Source organism: Natronocalculus amylovorans, from assembly GCF_023638035.1.
GTDB lineage: Archaea > Halobacteriota > Halobacteria > Halobacteriales > Haloferacaceae > Natronocalculus > Natronocalculus amylovorans.
The window spans coordinates 146,253-167,533 of the sequence record NZ_JAKRVX010000001.1; the positions used below are offsets into that span (position 1 = coordinate 146,253).

General features: G+C 52.2%; 23 protein-coding genes. 14 read left to right on the forward strand and 9 right to left on the reverse strand.

All coding sequences use genetic code 11. The features are described from left to right. Positions 1-43 precede the first annotated feature (43 nt). From trpC to AArcSt2_RS00800, 5 genes are all read left to right on the forward strand, one after another. Positions 44-826, forward strand: a complete 783-nt coding sequence (gene trpC, locus AArcSt2_RS00780; RefSeq protein WP_174652988.1) for an indole-3-glycerol phosphate synthase — start codon at positions 44-46, stop codon at positions 824-826. Continuing rightward, on the forward strand, positions 816-2,063 hold the full coding sequence (trpB, locus tag AArcSt2_RS00785; protein WP_250582261.1) for a tryptophan synthase subunit beta: 1,248 nt from the start codon (positions 816-818) through the stop codon (positions 2,061-2,063). Before trpC ends, trpB begins: the two co-directional genes overlap by 11 nt. Next, positions 2,063-2,932 (forward strand): tryptophan synthase subunit alpha, encoded by an 870-nt coding sequence (gene trpA / locus AArcSt2_RS00790; RefSeq protein WP_250582263.1) that lies wholly within the window; start codon positions 2,063-2,065, stop codon positions 2,930-2,932. The genes trpB and trpA overlap by 1 nt, the downstream gene beginning before the upstream one ends. Before the next feature lie 56 nt (positions 2,933-2,988). Next, positions 2,989-3,783 carry a 2-amino-3,7-dideoxy-D-threo-hept-6-ulosonate synthase gene (locus tag AArcSt2_RS00795; protein ID WP_250582265.1) on the forward strand — a complete coding sequence of 265 codons (795 nt, stop codon included), beginning with the start codon at positions 2,989-2,991 and terminating at the stop codon, positions 3,781-3,783. A gap of 104 nt (positions 3,784-3,887) precedes the next feature. Continuing rightward, positions 3,888-5,063 carry a 3-dehydroquinate synthase II gene (locus AArcSt2_RS00800; RefSeq protein WP_250582267.1) on the forward strand — a complete coding sequence of 392 codons (1,176 nt, stop codon included), beginning with the start codon at positions 3,888-3,890 and terminating at the stop codon, positions 5,061-5,063. Positions 5,064-5,080: 17 nt separating this feature from the next. Here the strand turns inward: AArcSt2_RS00800 and AArcSt2_RS00805 are convergent, their stop codons facing one another. From AArcSt2_RS00805 to AArcSt2_RS00815, 3 genes are read right to left on the reverse strand one after another with little or no spacing between them, the layout of a single operon-like run. Further along, positions 5,081-5,554 carry a zinc ribbon domain-containing protein gene (locus AArcSt2_RS00805; protein WP_250582269.1) on the reverse strand — a complete coding sequence of 158 codons (474 nt, stop codon included), beginning with the start codon at positions 5,552-5,554 and terminating at the stop codon, positions 5,081-5,083. Positions 5,555-5,608: 54 nt separating this feature from the next. Further along, the gene (locus AArcSt2_RS00810; protein ID WP_250582271.1) at positions 5,609-6,319 is read right to left on the reverse strand and encodes a type I 3-dehydroquinate dehydratase; all 711 of its coding nucleotides are present in this window, start codon (positions 6,317-6,319) and stop codon (positions 5,609-5,611) included. 58 nt (positions 6,320-6,377) lie between these two features. Beyond that, on the reverse strand, positions 6,378-7,361 hold the full coding sequence (locus tag AArcSt2_RS00815) for a transcription initiation factor IIB (RefSeq protein WP_174652981.1): 984 nt from the start codon (positions 7,359-7,361) through the stop codon (positions 6,378-6,380). 209 nt (positions 7,362-7,570) lie between these two features. On the opposite strand from AArcSt2_RS00815, the gene AArcSt2_RS00820 reads away from it, so the two are divergent. Continuing rightward, entirely contained in the window at positions 7,571-8,299 is a 729-nt protein-coding gene (locus AArcSt2_RS00820) for a helical backbone metal receptor (RefSeq protein WP_250582273.1), read from the forward strand. A gap of 46 nt (positions 8,300-8,345) precedes the next feature. Further along, positions 8,346-8,879 carry an inosine/xanthosine triphosphatase gene (gene yjjX / locus AArcSt2_RS00825; RefSeq protein WP_174652979.1) on the forward strand — a complete coding sequence of 178 codons (534 nt, stop codon included), beginning with the start codon at positions 8,346-8,348 and terminating at the stop codon, positions 8,877-8,879. Between the two features lie 11 nt (positions 8,880-8,890). Here yjjX and AArcSt2_RS00830 read toward each other — a convergent pair whose 3' ends face one another. Next, complete coding sequence (locus AArcSt2_RS00830; protein WP_250582275.1) at positions 8,891-10,726, reverse strand: flippase-like domain-containing protein; 1,836 nt, start codon at positions 10,724-10,726, stop codon at positions 8,891-8,893. A gap of 197 nt (positions 10,727-10,923) precedes the next feature. Between AArcSt2_RS00830 and AArcSt2_RS00835 the strand changes: the two genes are divergently transcribed. The 7 genes from AArcSt2_RS00835 to AArcSt2_RS00865 all read left to right on the forward strand — a co-directional run bounded on the left by AArcSt2_RS00835 (position 10,924) and on the right by AArcSt2_RS00865 (position 16,431). After that, positions 10,924-11,175, forward strand: a complete 252-nt coding sequence (locus tag AArcSt2_RS00835) for a DUF7123 family protein (RefSeq protein ID WP_174652977.1) — start codon at positions 10,924-10,926, stop codon at positions 11,173-11,175. Positions 11,176-11,394: 219 nt separating this feature from the next. Then, positions 11,395-12,585, forward strand: a complete 1,191-nt coding sequence (gene phnD, locus AArcSt2_RS00840) for a phosphate/phosphite/phosphonate ABC transporter substrate-binding protein (RefSeq protein ID WP_250582277.1) — start codon at positions 11,395-11,397, stop codon at positions 12,583-12,585. A 27-nt stretch (positions 12,586-12,612) separates the two neighbouring features. Next, complete coding sequence (phnC, locus tag AArcSt2_RS00845; RefSeq protein ID WP_174652975.1) at positions 12,613-13,467, forward strand: phosphonate ABC transporter ATP-binding protein; 855 nt, start codon at positions 12,613-12,615, stop codon at positions 13,465-13,467. Position 13,468: 1 nt separating this feature from the next. Then, positions 13,469-14,284 carry a phosphonate ABC transporter, permease protein PhnE gene (phnE, locus tag AArcSt2_RS00850; RefSeq protein WP_250582279.1) on the forward strand — a complete coding sequence of 272 codons (816 nt, stop codon included), beginning with the start codon at positions 13,469-13,471 and terminating at the stop codon, positions 14,282-14,284. Continuing rightward, positions 14,284-15,081 carry a phosphonate ABC transporter, permease protein PhnE gene (gene phnE, locus AArcSt2_RS00855; RefSeq protein WP_250582281.1) on the forward strand — a complete coding sequence of 266 codons (798 nt, stop codon included), beginning with the start codon at positions 14,284-14,286 and terminating at the stop codon, positions 15,079-15,081. The genes phnE (AArcSt2_RS00850) and phnE (AArcSt2_RS00855) overlap by 1 nt, the downstream gene beginning before the upstream one ends. An 18-nt stretch (positions 15,082-15,099) precedes the next feature. Further along, positions 15,100-15,711, forward strand: a complete 612-nt coding sequence (locus AArcSt2_RS00860) for a cupredoxin domain-containing protein (RefSeq protein WP_250582283.1) — start codon at positions 15,100-15,102, stop codon at positions 15,709-15,711. Between the two features lie 21 nt (positions 15,712-15,732). Then, positions 15,733-16,431, forward strand: a complete 699-nt coding sequence (locus AArcSt2_RS00865; protein ID WP_250582285.1) for an HAD family hydrolase — start codon at positions 15,733-15,735, stop codon at positions 16,429-16,431. A gap of 5 nt (positions 16,432-16,436) precedes the next feature. Here the strand turns inward: AArcSt2_RS00865 and AArcSt2_RS00870 are convergent, their stop codons facing one another. From AArcSt2_RS00870 to pyk, 5 genes are all read right to left on the reverse strand, one after another. Beyond that, complete coding sequence (locus tag AArcSt2_RS00870) at positions 16,437-17,069, reverse strand: winged helix-turn-helix transcriptional regulator (RefSeq protein WP_174652970.1); 633 nt, start codon at positions 17,067-17,069, stop codon at positions 16,437-16,439. A 101-nt stretch (positions 17,070-17,170) separates the two neighbouring features. Further along, the gene (locus tag AArcSt2_RS00875) at positions 17,171-18,352 is read right to left on the reverse strand and encodes an SPFH domain-containing protein (RefSeq protein WP_174652969.1); all 1,182 of its coding nucleotides are present in this window, start codon (positions 18,350-18,352) and stop codon (positions 17,171-17,173) included. A gap of 69 nt (positions 18,353-18,421) precedes the next feature. Continuing rightward, positions 18,422-19,024, reverse strand: coding sequence for an NfeD family protein (locus AArcSt2_RS00880; protein WP_174652968.1), 603 nt, complete (start codon positions 19,022-19,024; stop codon positions 18,422-18,424). 54 nt (positions 19,025-19,078) lie between these two features. Next, positions 19,079-19,378, reverse strand: a complete 300-nt coding sequence (locus tag AArcSt2_RS00885; RefSeq protein WP_174652967.1) for a DUF7312 domain-containing protein — start codon at positions 19,376-19,378, stop codon at positions 19,079-19,081. A gap of 30 nt (positions 19,379-19,408) precedes the next feature. Further along, on the reverse strand, positions 19,409-21,166 hold the full coding sequence (gene pyk / locus AArcSt2_RS00890) for a pyruvate kinase (protein ID WP_250582287.1): 1,758 nt from the start codon (positions 21,164-21,166) through the stop codon (positions 19,409-19,411). Between the last annotated feature and the right edge of the window lie 115 nt (positions 21,167-21,281).

Here is a 21,281-nt window from a genome sequence, read left to right on the forward strand (position 1 = left end):
GGACGTAAGTGTTTTGTACAAATGAGTTCATTAGTGTACACTAATGAACGATACTGTAGCGTCGCTTGCACCTGCGGTGCAAGATATACTCACATCTGCGGAGCAGCGGCCTGGCGGGGCCGAACCGCTCTCTGTTAGGGCTCGCTCGCTGGATGACGCGTTCGAGGCTGTCCGATCGGATGGTCGGATCCCAGTTATTGCAGAAGTAAAGCCGACTAGCCCGACGACAGAGGGAACAAATGAAGATGATCCGGTCACACTTGCGAAGTCGATGGTTGCGGGTGGTGCGGCAGCGCTCTCTGTGCTCACTGAGCCGGATCATTTTGGCGGATCGATAGAAAATCTCGAACGGATCCGCGCGGCAGTCGATGTTCCGGTGCTTCGAAAAGACTTCATCCTCCGCGAGGATCAGCTCGATCTGGTGGAATCGGATGTTATCCTGTTGATTGCCCGATTCCTCGGTGATGACCTCGAATCGCTTGTGGCGGAAGCAGAGTCTCGCGGCTTCCAGCCGCTTGTTGAAGTGCATACCGCAGCTGAGCTTGAAGCAGCACTCACCGCAGGAGCAACGCTGATCGGCGTTAATAACCGTGATCTCGGCCAACTCGTTGTTGATCTAGAAACATTCGAATCGATCGCACCAGACGTACCGGATACGGTAACACTGATTGCCGAAAGCGGGATTACAACGCCGAAGGATGCAACCCGAATGGTTTCTGCCGGTGCTGATGGATTATTGATTGGAACTGCGATTATGGACGGCGATCCCGAAACAAATACGCGAGCGTTTACGACTGCACCACAAACACTAGATAATGAGCACTGATAACACAGGAAAGTTTGGCGACTACGGAGGACAGTACGTTCCAGAGGCACTGATGCCAGCGATCCAAGAGCTGGAAGATGCCTACGAGCGATATGTACTGCAGAATGAAGACGGGTTTATGGATGAGTTCCGCTCCCGATTAGCTGACTTCGGTGGTCGGCCGACACCGTTGCAGCGGGCCGATCGGCTTTCGGAACGCTACGATCTTGAACTGTATCTCAAACGCGAGGATCTCCTACACGGGGGTGCACACAAGCTTAATAATGCGCTCGGACAGGTGCTGCTTGCCAAATATATGGGAAAAGAGCGCATTATTGCAGAAACCGGCGCTGGACAGCATGGAACCGCGACTGCGATGGCTGCAGCGCATTTGGACATGCCATGTACGATCTACATGGGAGAGCGCGACATCAACCGACAGCGGCCGAACGTATTTCGGATGAAGCTTAACGGGTCCGACGTAAAGCCGGTGACCACCGGCCGTGGTACCCTCAAAGAAGCAATTTCAGAGACGATGCGTGACTGGGCGACAACCGTAGAGACAACCCATTATGTGATCGGTTCTGTCGTTGGCCCACACCCATTCCCAGTGATGGTCCGTGATTTCCAAGCCGTAATCTCTGAGGAAGCACGACAACAGACGATCGACAAGACAGGAGGCCTTCCCGATGTGGTGGTTGCCTGTGCTGGCGGTGGCTCGAACACCATGGGTTCGTTTGCGGAATTCGTTGGGGATGAATCAGTCGAACTCCACGCTGTTGAGGCAGGTGGGTCGTCATTAACCGTCGATGAGGCCGCAGGGGTTGCACCAAACTCTGCATCGCTCTCAACCGGAAACGAGGGTGTGCTTCACGGTGCCCGAACGAAACTGCTACAAGACACCTCCGGGCAAATTATGGAATCTCACAGCATCTCATCCGGACTTGATTACGCTGGTGTTGGTCCCGAACTCGCATATTTGGTCGATACCGAACGGGTGAAACCGGTTACTGTGGGCGATGAGCCTGCGTTAGAAGGATTCCACCGTCTGTCACAAACGGAAGGAATTATCCCCGCCCTCGAAACTGCACACGCATTTGGGTATCTCGAGGAACACCACGAATCATTGGACGGGACCGTTGTTGTCAACGTTTCAGGGCGCGGTGACAAAGATCTTGAGACCGTTATTGAAGAAACCGCAGCACGAGAGATACGTAATGCACCAGATATGTCGATGTTTGCAGGAGGTGGGATGTAATGGCTGCCAACCGATCACAAAATAGCGACCTTGCATCCGCATTCGAAGATGGAGCTGCATACATTCCGTATCTTGCGGTTGGTGACCCAACCTTCGAAAAGTCGAAAGCATATGTTGAGGCGCTTGCCCGTGGCGGTGCAGATGTCATCGAACTTGGCCTCCCGTTCTCCGAACCGATCGCAGAGGGTTCAACAATCCAGAACGCAATTGTACGGGCACTAGACGGAGGAATGACCCCCGATCGGTTCTTCGAGTTTGTTGAATCGATCGACGTAGATGTGCCAGTGGTCTGTATGACGTACTACAATCTCATCTATCAGTATGGCCGAAACCACGGTGGAGAGCCAGGACCAGAGGGCTTTGTAAAGAAGGCTGCCGACGTTGGTATCTCCGGATTTGTTGTGCCCGATCTCCCTGCAGAGGAGGCGGATCCGCTACGTGATGCCTGTGATAAATACGGGTTGGATCTCATTTTTATTGTCGCACCAACTACTGAAGGCGATCGACTCAGCGAAATGATGGAGCGTGTCTCCGGATACGTCTACGTTCAGGCCCGGCTCGGGACGACTGGTGCAAAAACAGACGTCTCTGATCAGACGACAACAAGCCTCGGTCGGCTCAACAGCTATAGTATCCCGAAAGCAGTTGGATTCGGCATCTCGACTGGTGAACACGCAGAACGGATTATTGCTAACGGTGCAGATGGGATCATCGTTGGTTCTGCACTGGTCGATATCATTGCATCCGGCGTCGAAAACGAAGAGACAACTGCGGCTGTCGCCGATCGCCTCCAGTCGCTTTCGGAGGAGCTCAAAGCAGGTGCAGCGCGCGGATATGAGAAACGGCAACTGAAGTCGAAACAGCACTGACCGAGCCACATTCGCAAGGTACATAAAAACAACTGACAGAGATTCACATACTACAAATGACCGCAGGACACCTCGCACGACTCACACGGATTTCCACAAACGACCGATACCTCATTGTCCCGATGGATCACGGGATTACAATGGGTGCAGTAACCGGCCTGAAAGATATCGAATCAACGATTGATGCCGTTACGCGTGGGGGCGCAGATGCAGTCCTCACACAAAAAGGGATCGCGCCACGCGTACATCCGAATAAAAATGATGCAGGCTACATTGTCCATGTTAATGCATCGACGACAATCGGCCCGGACGAAAATGATAAGCGGATGACAAGCACTGTGAAAGAAGCGATCAAAGCCGGCGCAGACGCCGTATCGCTTCATATTAACGTGGGTTCAAACTACGAGCCGAAACAGATCGAGGATCTTGCAACACTCACCGCAGAAGCCGGGGACTATGGTATTCCAGTGCTTGCAATGGCATATGCCCGTGGGCCGGGAATTGACGGTGATGAGCCCGAAAAGCTCGGGCATGCAGTTCGTCTCGCTGAAGAGCTTGGTTCAGACGTCGTGAAAACAGGGTACAGCGGCGATGGTGAGAGCTTCACACACGTCTGTGAGTCGACTCGGCTTCCAGTCGTGATCGCAGGCGGCTCAAAAGGGACTGACGAAGAGACGGTTCGAATGGTTCGGGGCGCAATGGATGGTGGTGCAGCAGGTGTCTCGATGGGCCGATCGATCTTCCAACACGATGATCCGGAAGCGATCACTCGTGCAGTGTCTGCGGTTGTCCATGACGACCAAACTGTTGAAGACGCGCTCCGCGCTGCTGGATTGACGATCGAAGCCTGAACCGCACGCTCGTTTTGCGTTCCTGCACTGAGACGCGTCTTGTTCTCATCGGAAGCGTTGTCGAAGTCAACACGTTCAAGCCGACGGACTCTGACCACTGTGTAATGACACGAACTGTTTGGCTCAAAGCCGACAACAGCGTTGGTGAGTGGGAAACGCGGAAACGACGGATTACAACCGCGATCGAAGCGGGTGTTGATTGGGTACTTGTTGACGAGGCGGATGTCGGCCGCGTTCGAGAGCTTGGCGATATCAACGTTGCTGCATTCCGATCGGATGCCGACCTCGTCGATACGATTGAGGCTGAGGAGGCTGTTGCAGACGCCTACTTTGTCGGCAAAGATGGCGAAGGCGACGGGACGGTTGATCTTCCTGCTGATTTCTCCGGCTCTGCTGATCTCTCAACGCTTCGGAGAACGGATAATCGTGCACAGGGTGCATACATCCGAATCTTCAATCAAGACTACGAGTCATTCGCTGAGGAAGCTGCATACGACGCGGAGTATACAATGGTGATTGGAGAAGATTGGACGATCATCCCGCTTGAAAACCTCATTGCCCGCATCGGAGATGAGACGCATCTTATTGCTGGAGTCACAACTGCGGAAGAGGCCAAGACTGCGTTTGAAACGCTTGAGCTTGGGGCCGATGGTGTATTACTCGACTCTGACAACCCTGATGAGATTCGATCGACAGTCGAAGTTCGTGACGCAAGCGAGCGTGAGACCCTTGACCTCCAGTACGCAACGGTAACGAAAGTCGAGCGAACTGGGATGGCCGATCGCGTCTGTGTCGATACGGCAAGCCTCATGGACCACAGTGAGGGGATGCTTGTTGGTTCAATGGGACGCGGGCTGTTCTTTGTTCACGCTGAAACCGCAGAGTCGCCGTACGTTGCCTCACGACCGTTCCGTGTCAACGCAGGTGCTGTGCATGCATACGCCCGTACGCCAGATGGTGGTACGACCTATCTCTCGGAACTCCAGAGCGGAGATGAAGTACAACTTATCAATACGGATGGCAAGACACGAGAGGCAGTCGTTGGACGGGTGAAGATCGAAAAGCGGCCGATGTTCCGTATTCAAGCGGAGGTAGAGACCGCCGATGGAGTTGATCGAATCGAAACGCTACTACAGAACGCAGAGACGATCAAGGTACCAACAAAAGCAGGACGGAAAGCGGTTACCGATCTTGAAGAAGGTGATGAAATTCTCGTCTACTACGAAGCAGTTGCTCGTCACTTCGGTGAAGCAGTCGAAGAGAGTATTATCGAAAAATAACAGTCCGATCGGGTTGATTACTTTTCGAGTTCGTTTTGCGATGTTGGTTTTTCCTCTTCCGGTGGTTGTTCAAATTCGATCGTACACCATGGACAGAAGTCAAGTTCCGGATCGACTTCTTTGCGACAGTTCGGACAGTTTGGTGCAGCCTGTACGTCCTCACCCGCTTCTTCTCGTGCAAGTTCTTCTTTCTGTTCACGCCCAAGCGAAATTGCGAGGAAAAACGCATCCAACACGCTAAGGGTGATAATAACGAGCAGTGGAATTGTAACCTCAATTGGGACCGCAGCAGGATCAGTAACCTCGATCGCCGCGGGATCCTCAACATAGTAGAAGATGAGTGCTACTGCAGAGCCAATGCCAAGCAAAAACCATACGATCGATCGTCGCCACTGACGGAGATACGCATGACCCACACCTGCAAGTCCAAGATAGCCCGGGATTGCAGCAACGATGAGCGTGATGAGTGCTTTACGTCGTGTATCGTCCATTAGTGGTTAGTTAGTGGAGGCCTATGTTAAAGCCCTGTTTGTCCAGTCAGTATCTCATGCTGTCCGAGTAAGCTCAGTAACAATCTCTCTGAGCGTTCGGAGATCGTACTGTCCTGGTGCTGTCGCGTTCTCTGGATCGACTGGTGCATAGCCAATTCGAGACCCATACAACGGCGCAACGGCTCGTGTGTGCCGTCCTGGTTCTCCCATGCCCATCGTTGCGACGGTCAGCCCATTCTGGGTCGCGGTGTGCGTTGCAGTCAACAGTGCAAGCGCATCCGATCGATCGTGTGCAACGGTCGCAAGCTTTCCAACATCACCTTCTGTCGCGGCAACTTCCAACAGCTCGTTCAATTGTGCTATCGGTGGTGTCGTTTCAAAATCGTGTACTGATGCGACAACCGTGACATCTTGGTTACGAGCGGCTTCTCTGAGTGACACTGCCCGATCGTGTGCTGCTGCATCAACCGTTCCGGTAAGCGCACCCAGCTCAATATCAACTGCCGCAACACTGTCGTAGTCGATCGCAGACGCAAGCTCATCAAACCGATCGGCTTCCGATGTCGCATCACCACCCTCCCATGTTGGCCGATTTGTCACGAGAATCGGGAGCGACCCATCATAGACATCGAGAGCAGCAAGCGGGTCGTCTGCAAGATCCAACCGGAACTCGATCGCGTCCGCATCCGATCGAGCCGCGGGCTCTTCGGAGAGATCTGCAGTGCTTGCAGTAAGCACAAAGCTCTCAAATGAAAGTTCAGCCATACCAAATCTGTCTTTCGAAAATATAAGAGCGTTCGCTCTTTTACAACCGACCCCCGGATTACGCGAGGATTTCTTCTTCAGCTTCGAGCAGTTCGTGGTATCGGTTGCGGATCGTCACTTCCGAAATGTCTGCAACCTCGGACACTGCTGCCTGTGTGGTTTTTTCGTTCGTCAAAAGTGCTGCTGCGTACACTGCGGCTGCCGCGAGACCGACTGGTGACTTCCCGCTGTGAACGCCTTGTTCTTTTGCATTCTTCAAAAGCTGTTTTGCTCGCATCTCGGACTCCTCGCTGAGGTCGAGTGAGGATGCAAATCGAGGAACGTACTGTTCTGGGTCGGCCGGACGAACCTCAAGGGAGAGCTCACGAACCACATAGCGGTAGGTTCGTGCAATTTCGCTTTTTTCGACACGGGACACATCTGCAATCTCGTCGAGCGATCGTGGCACACCAGCCATTCGGGCTGCTGCGTACACACACGAGGTTGAAACACCCTCGATCGATCGGCCAGGAAGAAGATCTTCCTCGAGCGCACGGCGGTAGATTACGGATGCAGTCTCTCGAACGTTATCCGGGAGGCCGAGTGCGGAAGACATCCGATCGATCTCACCGAGCGCCTGTTTGAGATTCCGCTCTTTTGAGTCACGGGTACGGAAGCGTTCGTTCCATTTGCGGAGGCGCTGCATTTTCTGGCGCTGACGTGCACCGAGCGATCGCCCGTATGCATCTTTGTTCCGCCAGTCGATATTCGTTGAGAGCCCTTTGTCGTGCATTGTGTTCGTGGTTGGTGCACCAACACGGCTCTTTTGATCCTTTTCGCGGGCGTCGAATGCTCGCCACTCCGGACCACGGTCAACGGAGTCCTCAGTGATGACAAGACCACAGTCGGAACAGACCGTCTCACCGTGTCCTTCGTCGGTGATAACATGGCCGCTACATTCTGGGCACTGGAGCCCTTCTGACTCTTTTTCGGTTTCCTGTTCGTTCTCTTGCGTGCGCGTCGTCCGTCGCTGTCTGGTGGTTGTAAACGTGTTATCGCTCATGTGTAAGTTGGTGCTCACGGGGAGCGCGGTAAAACCCGAGAGGCAATCCTTGGACAGAAGACGGAAGGGTACTATTTAATTCCGTTGGTGTTACTTCGTCAGATGCCCGAATTCTGCATAATTAACAGGATATTATCCAACCCAAATGGCGGTATTATATACCACACGGCATACTGAACTATTTACTTTTGTCTCACTGAATACGTACAATGACCCCGGATTCGATCGTCTCACTCGCTCCGAGCACCACTGCAACGATCGACGCGCTTGGGTGTGCAGATCGACTTGTTGGTGTGACAGCCCACTGTTCGGTGGATGCACCGGTTGTTGGCGGATGGCTAAATCCGGAGTACGACCGGATTGAAGCGCTGAATCCGGACTACATCTGCACGAGCGATAGCCTGCAACAAGAGATTCGAGATGAGTTCTGTGACCAAGGATACACGGTGATCCACACCGAACCTGCTCGGCTTGAGGATGTTCTTGAGAGTTTTGCGACGGTAGGGGAAACGATCGGTGAGCCGGAGGCGGGGAGAAAGTTAGAACGCAGCGCACGGGAGCGGCTTGCCGTAATTGACTCTGAAACCGACGATACTGATCGGCCAGTCGTGTACTGTGAGGAATGGTCCGACCCACCAATGGCTGCTGGCAACTGGGTTCCAGATGCAGTTGTTGCCGCAGGTGGTACGTACCCATTTGTTGACCCTGGTGACCGATCAACTGAGGTAACCCAAACGGAGGTAGAAAGCGCAGCCCCTGAACACGCGGTGTTGCACATCTGTGGATTTGGAGAGCGCGTAACCGCAGATCGGATTACCGATCGACCGTGGAACATTGATCCAACGGTGCACATTTTCGATGATTCACTGTTGAACCAACCAAGTCCACGGCTCATTGACGGGATCGAAACGCTTGCAACGATCTTGCGGTCGGCGTAGCGCAGTTCCGGCAGAGATATGGGTATAAAACCATCTTGATAGAGTAATGCACGTTGCGGTTGGAAGCCTCAACCCAGTCAAAAAGGCCGCGGTTGAACAGGCGTTTTCAAGCGAGTATGACGAGTTGGGAAGCGAACTGATAGTTGAGCCAGTCGATGTCGATTCTGGTGTCTCAGAGCAGCCGATCGGCCATACAGTAACAAAAACGGGTGCGATAACACGAGCAAAGCAAGCACATGTGGAAACGACCGCAGGGCTCGGCGTTGGTCTTGAAGGCGGCGTTGCACGGTATGGAGATGATGAACAGCTCTATCTGATCATGTGGGCCGCAGTCACTGATGGTGAGCAGGTTGGAACCGCAACTGGTCCAAGTATGGAGCTCCCGAAATCAATCGCACAGCAGGTTACACAAGGTCAAGAACTGGGACCAGTTATGGATGCAACCCTCGGCACAACAGATATTGCGACCGCACAAGGGGCAGCAGGCGTATTTACGAACGGACGTGTCGACCGAACTGATGCACTCGCAACGGCGGTTGCCGGTGCACTCGGCCCGTTTGTGTGTTCACTCTATGAGTAGGCAACCGGGAGCTATTCCGCCGTTGCATCTGCATCGATCTCCGCCGCAGCCATCTCCTGTGATTCTTCAACAGCAGTCGTTAACGAAACGTTAAGCGAAATCATCGAAATAACGCCGCCGACGAGTGTCACGATATTTTTCACCGCGTGGTCGACGATTGCAGCACCTAATGCAGTTGCAGCGCCGATCGGTGTGAGCCCAACAACAAGGAGCGTAAATGCCCCTTCATAGAGGCCAATACCACCCGGAGAGAGCGGAAGCACTTTTGCAAGATTGCCAACGCTTACTGCAAAGAAACAGACCGAAAGGAGTTGGATCGTTGAGAGTCCAACCCCAAACGCTGCGAGCACGATCGCAGCCACAAGCACGTCAATCACCCAAATCAAAACACTTGTTGCCCCGATCAAGCTAAATGCTCGCCGTGTCCCGGCTGCTCGTTGGAGATCACCAATAAATCGTTCAAGAATGCTCGCAACGTACTCTCCATAAGAATCGTTTGAAACGCGGGTTATAAATGTGCGAACACGGTTGGTATCTGATCGTGCTGAGAGCACAATTGCGGTAACTGCTGCAATTGCCGCCATGCCAACACCGGATGCGACAATCACCGCAGTTCGGCCGCTCTGTGCACCGGTTTCGGGATCTGCACCGAACGCGGATGCAACCTCGCCACCTTGTCCAGTTGCTGCATAGCCAATCAATACAATGCCAGCTAATCCGGTGATCGTCAATAGATCAAAGACGCGTTCCGCTGCAAGTGACGCAAATCCGGATGGATATGGGATCCCACGGCGCATTTTGACGATGTATGCACGCACTGCATCGCCTGCCCGTGCCGGGAAGACAAGGTTTCCAGTTTGACTGATGAAGACCGCACCAGTGAGAAACCCAACGCGCTCGTTGAAGCCAAGCTGTGAGAGAATATCACGATATCTGAGACCACGGATCGGCCACGAAAACAGGTACAACAGCGCCGCAATTCCGACAAGCGTGAGATCGGCTCGTCCCATCTCCGCGATAACGTCACTCGGATCAAGGTAGAGCGTCATGAGTCCGACCGCAATAAGCGTAAGCAGTAGCCCTGCAGCGATCGTTACACGCTGGGTGATTCGTGGCTGGATCGACAGCTGCCAAAACAACCGAATGATCTGGCTGCCCATCCCAAAGATATCACGAACTAAATCAACTTTTGTGTCCCCTTTCGGTGTCCACTGAACAGGGAACTCAGAAACACGGTATCCGCGCCGCTGTGCCCGGACAAGGAGTTCAGTATCCCAAAACCAGTGTCGATCTTCGATCTCTTCATGGAGGTCGTTGAACGCCTCGCGGGAGATGGCTTTAAAACCGCACTGATGATCTTTGATCGACGATCGAAGCAGGGTTCGAACAAGGAGGTTGAATCCACGGCTTGGAACACCTCGCTTTGCCGGACGATCGGCCCTGTGTCCACGCATCCACCGGGACCCAGTCGCAACATCGTACTTGCCGGATTGAATGCGCGTAACAAGTTCCTCAAGGTGGGACATATCCGTCGCCAAATCCGTATCAAAATAGACGAGTACATCGCCTGTTGCGGCTTCAAACGCTCGTTCTAATGCACCGCCTCGTCCAAGCCGCTCATCGCTATGAAAATGATGGACTCGACCGTCCTCAGTAGCCATCCGAGTCGCAATTTCGGGGGTCCGGTCGTCACACCCATCTTCGGCAATAATCACTTCAAATGCGCCGGGAGATAAAAACGACTGCAAGGTTTCAAGCGTTGTTGTGACGGTGTGTTCGATCGTTTGTTCCTCATTGTACGCAGGGAGAACAACGCTAACCGACCGACTCACCACCCCTTTGTCCATACAGGAGATTTCACCACGGGAGCGATAAGTACCTTCTGGAGTCACTGTCTGTGAAGGGCAGATCTGTTAGACAACTGTACCCGATTCAAGAACTTCACCCCATACAGAATCATTGCTAGCGCCTAAAAACGATAGACTGCGGCGTGTTAGCCCGCTCTACCAAATAGGGTATTTATGTAGGCCCCCTTTACAGAGATATGAGCACCACAACCACCCCTCAATCCGATATGACCGCAGGCCTTTCAGAGAAACAGCGTCAGATCTACCACTACCTGCGTGAAAATGTTGATACCCAAACATATTTTAAATCCCGTCTCATTGCTCAAGAGCTTGGACTGAGTGCAAAAGAGGTTGGTGCAAACATTCGTGCTGTATGTGATGCTGAAACTGAACTCTCGATTGAAAAGTGGGGCTACTCGTCCGGAACAACGTGGATGGTAACTGCCTAAAACGCAGCTCGGACGACTGTCAAAGATACCAACTCCGCGGATCTATATGGAACAATGTTTAATTGAATCGGTTTATAGAACTATATAGAACATAGAATAAAAGATTTTGCGGCTGTAGGTATGTATAATACATAGTATACAGAGCGCAACCCAGTATCTCATACAGGGCTATATACCTCATAGCAGCGTATTTTACTGATATTCTCGGACGTATAGGTGATGGTAAACCCAGATCGATCGCGACGGAAGTTTATTCTCGCCGGTGGTGCTCTTGGAACTGCAGCGTTCGCAGGCTGTCTTGGAGATGATGATAGCGACGGGAACGGTCAAGCAGGTGCTGGTCTTGGTGGTAATGGTGGTAATGGGGGCAGTGATACTGGAAACGGTGGCTCAACTGATTCGATGCTTACCGATCAGTTTGATCCGGACAACCCTGACTGGATGAACAACAACTACTATGGCAGTGCAGTTATCGAGCAGGACTACGTTCGCGGGCGTCTCGCCGATCTTGAAGCGATGGGTGACCGTGGCCAAACCGAGGCCGCACACGGAATTGAGCCACAAGAGCTTCCAGACGATGAAGATGAGTGGATCGACCCAGATACGCTCGTCTACGCTGAACTCCCACGAGAGGACAGTGAAGCAGCATACGCAGAGCAGTTGGAGCCGATGATTGAGAAGTTGGAAGCAGAGACCGGTAAAGAGGTCCAATTTCAAACGATCGACAGCTATGCAGCAGTCGTCGAAGCAATGCGGTCGGAGCGAATCCATATCGCAAACTTTGCGACTGGGAATACGCCGTTTGGTGTTAACCTCGCTGGAATGGTTCCGCTTGCGATGGGTGTTGATGGTGGAGAATTCGGCTACAGGCTGTTTGCAATCACACGTGCGGATCATGAGATCTCAAGCGTCGAAGAATTCAAAGACGATGATGGGTACCGGATTGCGCACACTGAAGCAAGCTCAAACTCAGGGCATCAGGCACCGTCAGCGCTCTTTGACGAATTTTTCGATATAACCTACGAAGAAAACTACAATCCGGAATTCTCGGGGGGTCACGAACAGAGCGGCCGTGGTGTTGCGTTCGGCGACTTTGACGGTGGGCCAATTTGTAGTACCTGTTTGGATAATACTGTCGAGGCTGTGGACGATATTGAGTGGGATGATTATAAGATCCTCTGGGCATCTGACCCATTCCCACCAGGACCGATCGGTTACCGATACAACCTCCACCCTGACATCGTCGAAGGTGCACGAGAAACGTGGCTAAACACAAATTGGGAAGGAACATCGTACGGCGACGAGGCTGGATATCCGGAGTATGTTGAAGTGGACTACGTGAATCATTGGCATGAGATCATGATCATCCAGCGATTCAACGATGTCCAGTACGACCAGGAGAATCTCTAGACCACTGTACCCTAATTTTATAAACAGATGCTGGAAGTTACCAACTTACGAAAGGTGTACCCGACTGGTGATGAAGCGCTGAAAGGCATTACCACGACGGTTGACGGCAACGAAATTGTCTCAATGATTGGCCCCAGTGGGGCTGGAAAATCGACATTCATCCGGTGTATCAATCGACTTACCGAACCAACCGAAGGGGAAGTCACACTTGACGGACAGGAGTTGACACGGCTTTCAAAAACGGACCTACGGAAGGTTCGGCGCGATATTGGCATGGTATTTCAGGAGTATAATTTGGTTGAGCGTCTCTCAGTGATGGAGAATGTGCTCTCTGGCCGATTAGGATACGTCTCAAACTGGGCTGCGTTTAGACGAAACTTCCCACAGGAAGATGTAGAGAGAGCATTTGAAATTTTAGAGACCGTCGGTTTGGGAGGTATGGAGAATAAACGGGCCGATGAACTCTCTGGCGGACAGCGTCAGCGAGTTGGTATTGCTCGAGCAGTTATTCAAGAGCCAAAGATCTTGTTGGCCGACGAACCGACGAGCAGTCTTGATCCGGATACATCCCACGCGGTAATGGATCTCCTTACCGATATTGCTGAAACCGAAAATATCCCGGTGCTAATTAATATTCATGAAGTGCCACTGGCCGTTGAGTATGCCGATCGGATACTTGGCCTTCATAACGGCGAGTTGGTCTTCGATGGAAAAACGACCGCCCTCGATGACCATGCAAAAGATGTGATCTATCGTGGTGCCGTGCCGGAGACCGCAACGCAAGTCGGTGCGACAACACGGTCCGAGACTAGAGCAACCGACTCAACCACGGCCACAGCCACCCCAAGTACGCCACACCGTGCAGCGACAGGTGAAGACTAAGATGGCAACAGAACAGACTCCAGTAACAACGTGGCAACGTCCAACGGTATTCTATAATCATACCGTCAAATGGGTTGTCTATGTTCTCACAACGCTTTTTGTCCTCTGGTCGCTCGTAAGCCTCCTTGGAGGTGTCTCTCCACAACGAATTGTTGATGGAATGGGGTTTGGTGCCTCGTTAGTAAGTTCGATGGTCCCACCGGAGACTGAAGCAACTGCGGTCAATCGGGTGATTGGTTTAGTTCTCGAAAGCATCGCCATGGCGATGATTGCAACCGTAACTGGAATTCTCATTTCGATACCGGTTGCGTTTGGAGCAGCAGGCAATCTCATGCCACGCTCTGTGTATGCACTTAATCGAGGGATTATCAGCGTCTCACGTGCTGTTGATGGGCTTATTGTTGCAATTATCGCAGTCAAAGCAGTTGGAATTGGACCCCTTGCCGGCATCATCGCAATTTCGTTCAAAACGGTCGGCTTCTTTTCAAAACTGCTTGCAGAGGATATCGAGGATGTTGACATGGGTGCAATGGAGGCGATCGAAGCAACCGGCGCATCCAAACTCCAAAGCGTGCTGTACGGCATTGTCCCACAAGTTGTCCCTCGGTTTATCGGCTTAACCGTCTACCGTTGGGATATTAACCTCCGTGCTTCTGCAATCGTTGGAATTGTCGGTGCAGGTGGTATTGGTACACTGCTTTTACAAGCGTTCTCTCGGTACGAATACAACTACGTTGCCACAATTTTGCTGGCAATCATTCTTGTTGTCTTAGCCGGTGAGCTGTTCAGCGCATACGTTCGAAAACGGGTGCAATAATGTCGATAGAAACACAAAAATCATGGAAACGGTTCGATCGAAGAGCAACACTCACCCGATATCTCATCGGACTCATTTCATTGGCTGTTGTCGTCGCCTCGTGGCGGTATCTCGCAATGGATCTGCAGTATTTCGCATCTGCACCAGCAGAGATTGCGGATCTGTTCGAGCGAAGCTATCCGCCTGCATGGTCAACAGCCCCTGGTATCGTTGCGCCGATGATCGAAACCATACACATCGCAGTTGTTGGGACAATTGTGGCAGTTATTCTCTCGATACCAGTGGCGTTTATTACAGCTGAAAATACCACACCAAACAATTACACGTACGCACTCGGGAAGCTCATCGTTACAGTAACTCGATCGGTTCACATCATCATTTGGGCGCTTATTTTTGTGGTTATGTTTGGCCCCGGCGCATTCGCAGGGACGGTTGCGATTGCGGTCCGATCGATCGGATTCTGTGGCAAACTCCTTGGGGAAGAGATTGAGGAGATCGATTTCAATCAGGTCGAAGCTGTAAGCGCAGCAGGTGCAACCAAAATTCAACAGATGATCTATGGAATATTCCCACAGATCATGCCGGCAGTTGTTGGATTAAGCGTCTATCGATGGGATATCAACGTCCGTGGTGCGACTATTCTCGGCTTCGTTGGTGCAGGCGGTATCGGTGTACAACTATTTAATGCAATCAATGCGTTCCAGTGGCGAGCGGTTTCGTTGATCATTCTTGCAATCTTGCTGGTAGTATTTGCCAGCGAGGGTATCTCTGCGTATGCACGAGCAAAGGTTCGCTAATGGTTCGATAATCTCACAATGAACAATCAACAGCGACGATCGATATTGGCAACGATCGCAGGTGTGTGTACGCTTGCAGGCTGTGTAGGGATACAGAGTGCAGTGCAGTCACACAGCCAGCGCACTGAAGATGATCGCTCTCGGTCCAGTGACAAACAGCTGAACGACGCACCATCACAATCAATTACGACCGTCATTGATGAGCCGCTCGAAGAGGCAACAGTAAACATTGTTGCTGAAGACGAAATGAGATTTGATCCACAGTTGGTGTGGATCAAATCCGGTGGATCAGTAACGTGGACAAATTGGGATGATCACGATCGGCATGATATTGTATCGTTCCCAGATCGAATACCCGATGGTGCGACCAAATTCCAAAGCGATCGACTCACATACAGAGAGCGCTTCACGCACACATTTGAACAGGAAGGCATCTACGACTACGTCTGTACGCCACACGCGTCGTGGATGGTTGGTCGCGTTATTGTTGGTACTCCTGAGATTGGCAAAGAGCCAGCAATGACCGCTGACAATACGGCCCTCGAATCCGGTGCTGCTGCTATTTTTACCGAATTGAACACGAGAACACAAACAATCGGAACGGAGCCAGACTGTGGCTGCCCAGAATAATCACTACTGGTAGTAAGATCAATGACAACAACAACGACAACAAACGACCAGAACCGACATACAGACGTCCTGCTGTTTGATATGGATGGTGTAATCCTCAAAGGGTGGGGAACGGATGCAAGCGTCCATACAGAAGCGCTCTCCGAGACGCTTGAAATGTACGATATCACACCGGAACCGAGCGTATGGAGCGCCCTTGATACCTACGAGTACACCGAGACATTCATTTCAGCGTGTGAGACGATCGGGGTGGATCCAGCGAAATTTTATGCTGATCGGGAAGTACAGAGTGCCACGCGTGCCATCAATCGGCTCAAAGCGGGTGAAAGAGGCTTATATACAGATGCAAAAGCCCTTGAGGCGCTCGCAGACGAGTACACACTTGGATTGGTAAGCAACAACTACGATCCAACAGTCACATTTGTTGTAGATCATTTCGGAATTGACGTGTTTTCGTTTGTTCGTGGTCGCGACACCGGTGTTGAAGGCTTTACTCGACGAAAACCCGAGCCGGATTATTTGCTTGAAGGACTCTCTGCGCTCGATGCAGAGAGTGGATTCTACATTGGCGATCGTGAAACAGACATCATTGCCGGTAAGCGGGCTGGATTAGAGCCGATATTTATCCGCCGATCGCACAATCGTTCACTGTCGCTCAGCGTCGAGCCTGCATATGAAATAACCTCGCTTTCAGAACTCCTGTCGATCATTTCGCCCTGACTGATTCAGCTTTCGTCGGTTGTGTGTGGTGTGTACTGCATGTACACTGCGGCATCATCTGCAAACGAGACCGCATCTGAGCCAAACGAGTCCGCATATCGGACAATAAGCGTAATCAGAATCTCTGGTTCGGTTAACCGGTAGCCGTCCGATCGATCGAGCAGTCCTGCATCCACCAAATCGCTTGCGGCAGCACTAATTGTTGGCCGAGAAACGTCTAACGCAGCAGCGATGGCTGCACCGGTGGTGTCCGGATCGCGAAGCAGTTCGATAATCATCCGGCGAGGAGTCGTCCGGCGAAGATAGCCGATCGCTTGTTTCTCAAAGTCAGTAAACCGATCAGCGCTAACATAGCGCCTGTATTCACCATCTTTGAACGATTCAACTCGACCTGCGTCTTCGAGCTGCCGAAGATGGTACTGTGTTTCACCAGTCCCTAAGCGGAGGTCATCACGGAGCTTCGAAAAATGGGCCCCCGGAGTCGTCCGAACGTAGCCACAGATTGCATCTCGAGTTTCGTTATCGTCTGTGTCCGATGATGCCGTTGCGCTTGCAGTGCCGACGAACGGGGCTGCAGCTCCAATCGCAGCAAAACGTCGAAGCGTTGCCCGTTTCCGTTCGTCGACTCTATCTGTCATTCAATCAAGTGTAGGTATGGGTTCTGATAAAAGTACTTCGTCCCTACGGACGGTGCTGGCAATCCGATACGTATCCGGTAGGGACTGGATACTCTCGCGTTTTATTGCTCTTTCTCAACTTCTTTTTCGCCACCATCAGTTGACGGTTCAGTTTCCAACTCTTTTTCAACCGAGCCGCCATCCTCATCGACCTCCTCAATCACTTCGTTGGCCGATCGGATGTCGGAACCGCTATCGCCTGCTTTGATCTTCTCTGCTTCCTGTTCAAGCTGTTCGATATCGAGTTCGGCAGCATCGTCAATCTGACCGAGGATCTGTTCGATGTTATCCAATCCAAGCAGTTCGCGTGTTTCGGAATCAAAGTCAAGTCCCTGCAGAGCTTGGCTTTCTTGGATATCGCTTCCGGAGAGCTGTTTGCCGTAGCGGCCAACAAGCGAGGTGAGCTCTTGTGGGAGGACGAACGTCGTCGATTCGCCTTGCCCGATCGCTTCGAGCGTCTCCATCCCACGCTCAATAATTGCACGCTCACCCATCGATTCTGCGGATTTTGCACGCAGAACTGTCGAAATCGCGTCACCCTGGGCTTCGAGAATCTGGCTCTGTTTCTCACCTTGTGCACGGATAATGTTCGACTGTTTATCACCCTCTGCTTTCTCAACCGCACTTCGGCGTTCACCCTGTGCTTCGAGAATCATTGCACGGCGGCGGCGCTCTGCGGAGGTTTGTTGCTCCATCGCTTGCTGGACATCTTTAGATGGGTTGACTTCCCGAACCTCAACGCTCTCAACGCGAATCCCCCACTCGTCGGTTGGTTCATCCAACTCAGTGCGGATCTTTGCATTAATTTCTTGTCGTTTGTTGAGCGTATCGTCAAGTTCCATATCCCCAAGCACTGCACGGAGCGTCGTCTGTGCAAGGTTTGAGACCGCTTTTTTGTAGTCATCAACTTCGAGGAACGCCTTCTTCGCATCCATCACTTTGATATACACGACGGCATCAGCAGTCACTGGAGAATTATCTCGAGTGATTGCTTCCTGTCGTGGAACATCCAGTGTTTGTGTACGCATATCGAACGGATACGTCCGAGAGACAAACGGTGGGATGAAATTGATACCGGGCTCAAGCAGTTTTCGGTACTCTCCGAAGACGGTGAGTGCCTTCTTTTCATATGCATCGACAATCTCAATCGCCTGCCAGATTGTGACAACAATTAAGAAAATGAAAAGGAGGCCGATCACCGTAGCTCCGAACTCAACCTGTAAGAGTGTCGCTACGGGGTCCATATAGTCAGTAAGTGTGACAGACCCATAAGGATTGGCCTCATGTCGCGTGGACGCTACACGCTCGGGTAGTTATGTTTCGAACTCCGGTTCTCGCTCACGAGTTGCAGTCGATTCTGTAGTGTCAGACGAATCGCTACCATTCGATCGTTCCCGTCCTGCTTTGAGCTCACGATCGATCTCATCCGCTTCGATGATCTCCAGTGATTCAACGGTGACGACATTCCCACCACCGGGGTCAACAATCATCACTTCTGCCCCTTCCGGTATTGGCTCATCAAGCGATCGGGCCGAGTAGTATGGATTAAATCCACCACCGCGAATTTTTATTTGTCCCTCCGACCCAGTAACGCGTTCAGTTACGACTCCGGTTTTTCCGCGAAGGGAGCGAGAATCTTTCGTTTGCTGTTGGCCCTTGCCACCGTAGAAATCAAACTCGTTGTAGCCGTAGAAGGCGATCGCACCGAACAAGAGTACAAAAATACCGAGAATGAATGGACTCGCAAGGGGGCCTAGTGCTAACCCGACAAGGCCAGCCCCAAGCAGTGCAATTCCAACCACAATGAAGTTTGCACCCGGAGCGATCGCTTCGGCGAGCGAAATCAATAGTCCGGCTGTAATGAGGAGGAGCGGAATCGAGTCCGTGAGGAATTCCAACTGGAGCAACACGCTCATACAGTCCGTACGTGACCAACGTGATTAAGGTTTGCACATACCAAACACGCCCTGCTAAATTGCAGTGAGAATGAGAACGACGGTCAGAGCAACCCCAATCACAACGAAGATGGCATTCTCTAGTTTGACAGATTCGGGTTCGATCGGCCGTGTGAGCACGGATTCTTGGCGCTCTTTTTCTCGCTTTGCCTCTGCTTCCGGGCCAACATCATCGATTGCGAACTTCCACTCGGATTCGGTGTCATCGACAACAGGCTCCGCTGGCTGGGCGTCCCCATCAGCATCCGGGAGAGAACGCTCCGGTTTTTCGGTCTCTGTCGAAGACTGAGAAGGCTCATCGGAGGAATTACTCATACTGATATTCTGTGCTTGACGGTGAAATGATTACCGCTGGCGAGCGGTTGCAGTGATGTCGCCTTCGTAGACAACGCCCCGTTCTGCATCGAGCGTTACAGTGTCACCAGTGTTGACCGTCTCAGGGAGCGGTGCACCACTGACCATCGGAATACCCAGCTCGCGGGCAACAACTGCGGGATAGCCGGTCATTCCGGCTCTCGCGTCAATGATGCCTGCAAGTTTTTTCACGTCACCAGTGAACTCGCCATCAAATCCTGCTGGAAGGAACAGAATTGAACCATCTGCAACAGTGGAAAGATCCCCATCCTCGCTTCGAGCGATCGGTCCCGAAACGCGACCACCGGCAATCCGTTTCCCGGTCGCAATTGTTTCTGCAGCCACGTGGACTTTGAGCATATTCGTTGTGTTTGCACCTTCCATCTCGGTCATCATTCCGGAGAGCACAACGATCGTATCACCGCTTTTTGCGGCACCTGAATCGAGTGCTGCTTGCACACCATCAGTCAGCACGTCGTCAATTCCGTTGCTGTACTCAATGTAGTGTGGCTGAACGCCCCACGAAAGCGCCAGTTGGCGGCGGATGCGATCGTTCGGAGAGGTTGCAACGATCGGGACACCTGGGCGGAACTTTGCCGTTTTTCGAGCCGTGTAGCCGGACTCGGATGCAGCGACAACAGCTGCGGCACCGATATCTCGTGCAAGATAGCGAGCCGATCGGGCCAACGCCTCTGTCCGAGAGGCATCCGTTGCGGTTGGAACCCGCTGTTCGATATTTTCTGCATACTCTTCGCTTGATTCAACCTGTTTAACGATGTTTGCCATCGTCTCAACAACACGAACAGGATGCCTGCCAATCGCTGTTTCGCCGGAGAGCATCACCGCATCGGTCCCATCAAGAACCGCATTTGCAACATCTGAAGCTTCTGCACGAGTTGGTCGTCGTGACTGGACCATCGAGTCGAGCATCTCAGTGGCGGTGATGACAGGGACGCCAGCAGCGACACATTTGTTGATAATCCGTTTCTGTATAATTGGGACGTCTTCAAGCGGGCACTCCACACCGAGATCGCCACGAGCAACCATCACACCAGCTGCAGCAGCAACAATCTCATCGAGATTCTCCACTGCGCCTGCACGCTCGATTTTTGCAATCACTGGAATGTCTCCACCGCCAAACTCATCGAGCTGATCAATAATCTCATACACGTCCTCTCCATCCCGGACGAAACTTGCAGCAACGAAGTCAGCCCCCTTGTTTGCTGCGAGTTGCAGTTCATTGAGATCACCAGGTGTAATCAATTCAATATCGAGATCGACACCGGGAACATTGACACCTTTTCGGCTGGTCAGCCCACCACCCGAGATAATCTCTGCATACACAGTTTCACCGTCGACCCGTTCAACGATCGCCTCAATTCGGCCATCATCGAGAAGAATTGTGTCACCAGCTTCTGCAGCACCGATCGACACTGAGAGCCCAACCTCGCTCGGTGTAGCGTCGTCACCTTCAACGAACGCGACGGTTGAGCCAGTTTCAAGTTCGATCTCGCCGTCGATTGCAGCGGTTCTGACTTCTGGACCCTTCAGGTCGACCATTACTGCGAGTGGGTCTTCCGAGATTGCGTCAACTGCCCGGACACGGTCGATTACATCTGCCCGATGTTCTGTCGTTCCATGGCTTGCGTTCAACCGTGCAACAGACATCCCAGCGTCCGCCAATGCTTCGATCGTTGCCCGGTCATCAGACGCAGGACCGAGTGTACAAACGATTTTTGCGTTTCTCATAATTGCGCTTGGACGGACTGGCTGAAAAAGCCCTATGAAACACTCGAAACCGAGTGAATATTCATCCAGAACGAAACCGACGAACAAACCTGCCAATAGTATTATATGATTGTAC

Coding starts and splice junctions, on each gene's coding strand:
- AArcSt2_RS00800 (WP_250582267.1), top strand. CDS start 3,888: ATGACACGAACTGTTTGGCTCAAAGCCGACAACAGCGTTGGTGAGTGG.
- AArcSt2_RS00885 (WP_174652967.1), bottom strand. CDS start 19,378: ATGAGTAATTCCTCCGATGAGCCTTCTCAGTCTTCGACAGAGACCGAA.
- AArcSt2_RS00835 (WP_174652977.1), top strand. CDS start 10,924: ATGAGCACCACAACCACCCCTCAATCCGATATGACCGCAGGCCTTTCA.
- AArcSt2_RS00875 (WP_174652969.1), bottom strand. CDS start 18,352: ATGGACCCCGTAGCGACACTCTTACAGGTTGAGTTCGGAGCTACGGTG.
- trpB (WP_250582261.1), top strand. CDS start 816: ATGAGCACTGATAACACAGGAAAGTTTGGCGACTACGGAGGACAGTAC.
- AArcSt2_RS00830 (WP_250582275.1), bottom strand. CDS start 10,726: ATGGACAAAGGGGTGGTGAGTCGGTCGGTTAGCGTTGTTCTCCCTGCG.
- trpC (WP_174652988.1), top strand. CDS start 44: ATGAACGATACTGTAGCGTCGCTTGCACCTGCGGTGCAAGATATACTC.
- AArcSt2_RS00810 (WP_250582271.1), bottom strand. CDS start 6,319: ATGGCTGAACTTTCATTTGAGAGCTTTGTGCTTACTGCAAGCACTGCA.
- AArcSt2_RS00880 (WP_174652968.1), bottom strand. CDS start 19,024: ATGAGCGTGTTGCTCCAGTTGGAATTCCTCACGGACTCGATTCCGCTC.
- phnE (WP_250582279.1), top strand. CDS start 13,469: ATGGCAACAGAACAGACTCCAGTAACAACGTGGCAACGTCCAACGGTA.
- AArcSt2_RS00805 (WP_250582269.1), bottom strand. CDS start 5,554: ATGGACGATACACGACGTAAAGCACTCATCACGCTCATCGTTGCTGCA.
- yjjX (WP_174652979.1), top strand. CDS start 8,346: ATGCACGTTGCGGTTGGAAGCCTCAACCCAGTCAAAAAGGCCGCGGTT.
- phnD (WP_250582277.1), top strand. CDS start 11,395: ATGGTAAACCCAGATCGATCGCGACGGAAGTTTATTCTCGCCGGTGGT.
- AArcSt2_RS00820 (WP_250582273.1), top strand. CDS start 7,571: ATGACCCCGGATTCGATCGTCTCACTCGCTCCGAGCACCACTGCAACG.
- phnE (WP_250582281.1), top strand. CDS start 14,284: ATGTCGATAGAAACACAAAAATCATGGAAACGGTTCGATCGAAGAGCA.
- AArcSt2_RS00815 (WP_174652981.1), bottom strand. CDS start 7,361: ATGAGCGATAACACGTTTACAACCACCAGACAGCGACGGACGACGCGC.
- AArcSt2_RS00860 (WP_250582283.1), top strand. CDS start 15,100: ATGAACAATCAACAGCGACGATCGATATTGGCAACGATCGCAGGTGTG.
- phnC (WP_174652975.1), top strand. CDS start 12,613: ATGCTGGAAGTTACCAACTTACGAAAGGTGTACCCGACTGGTGATGAA.
- AArcSt2_RS00870 (WP_174652970.1), bottom strand. CDS start 17,069: ATGACAGATAGAGTCGACGAACGGAAACGGGCAACGCTTCGACGTTTT.
- pyk (WP_250582287.1), bottom strand. CDS start 21,166: ATGAGAAACGCAAAAATCGTTTGTACACTCGGTCCTGCGTCTGATGAC.
- trpA (WP_250582263.1), top strand. CDS start 2,063: ATGGCTGCCAACCGATCACAAAATAGCGACCTTGCATCCGCATTCGAA.
- AArcSt2_RS00795 (WP_250582265.1), top strand. CDS start 2,989: ATGACCGCAGGACACCTCGCACGACTCACACGGATTTCCACAAACGAC.
- AArcSt2_RS00865 (WP_250582285.1), top strand. CDS start 15,733: ATGACAACAACAACGACAACAAACGACCAGAACCGACATACAGACGTC.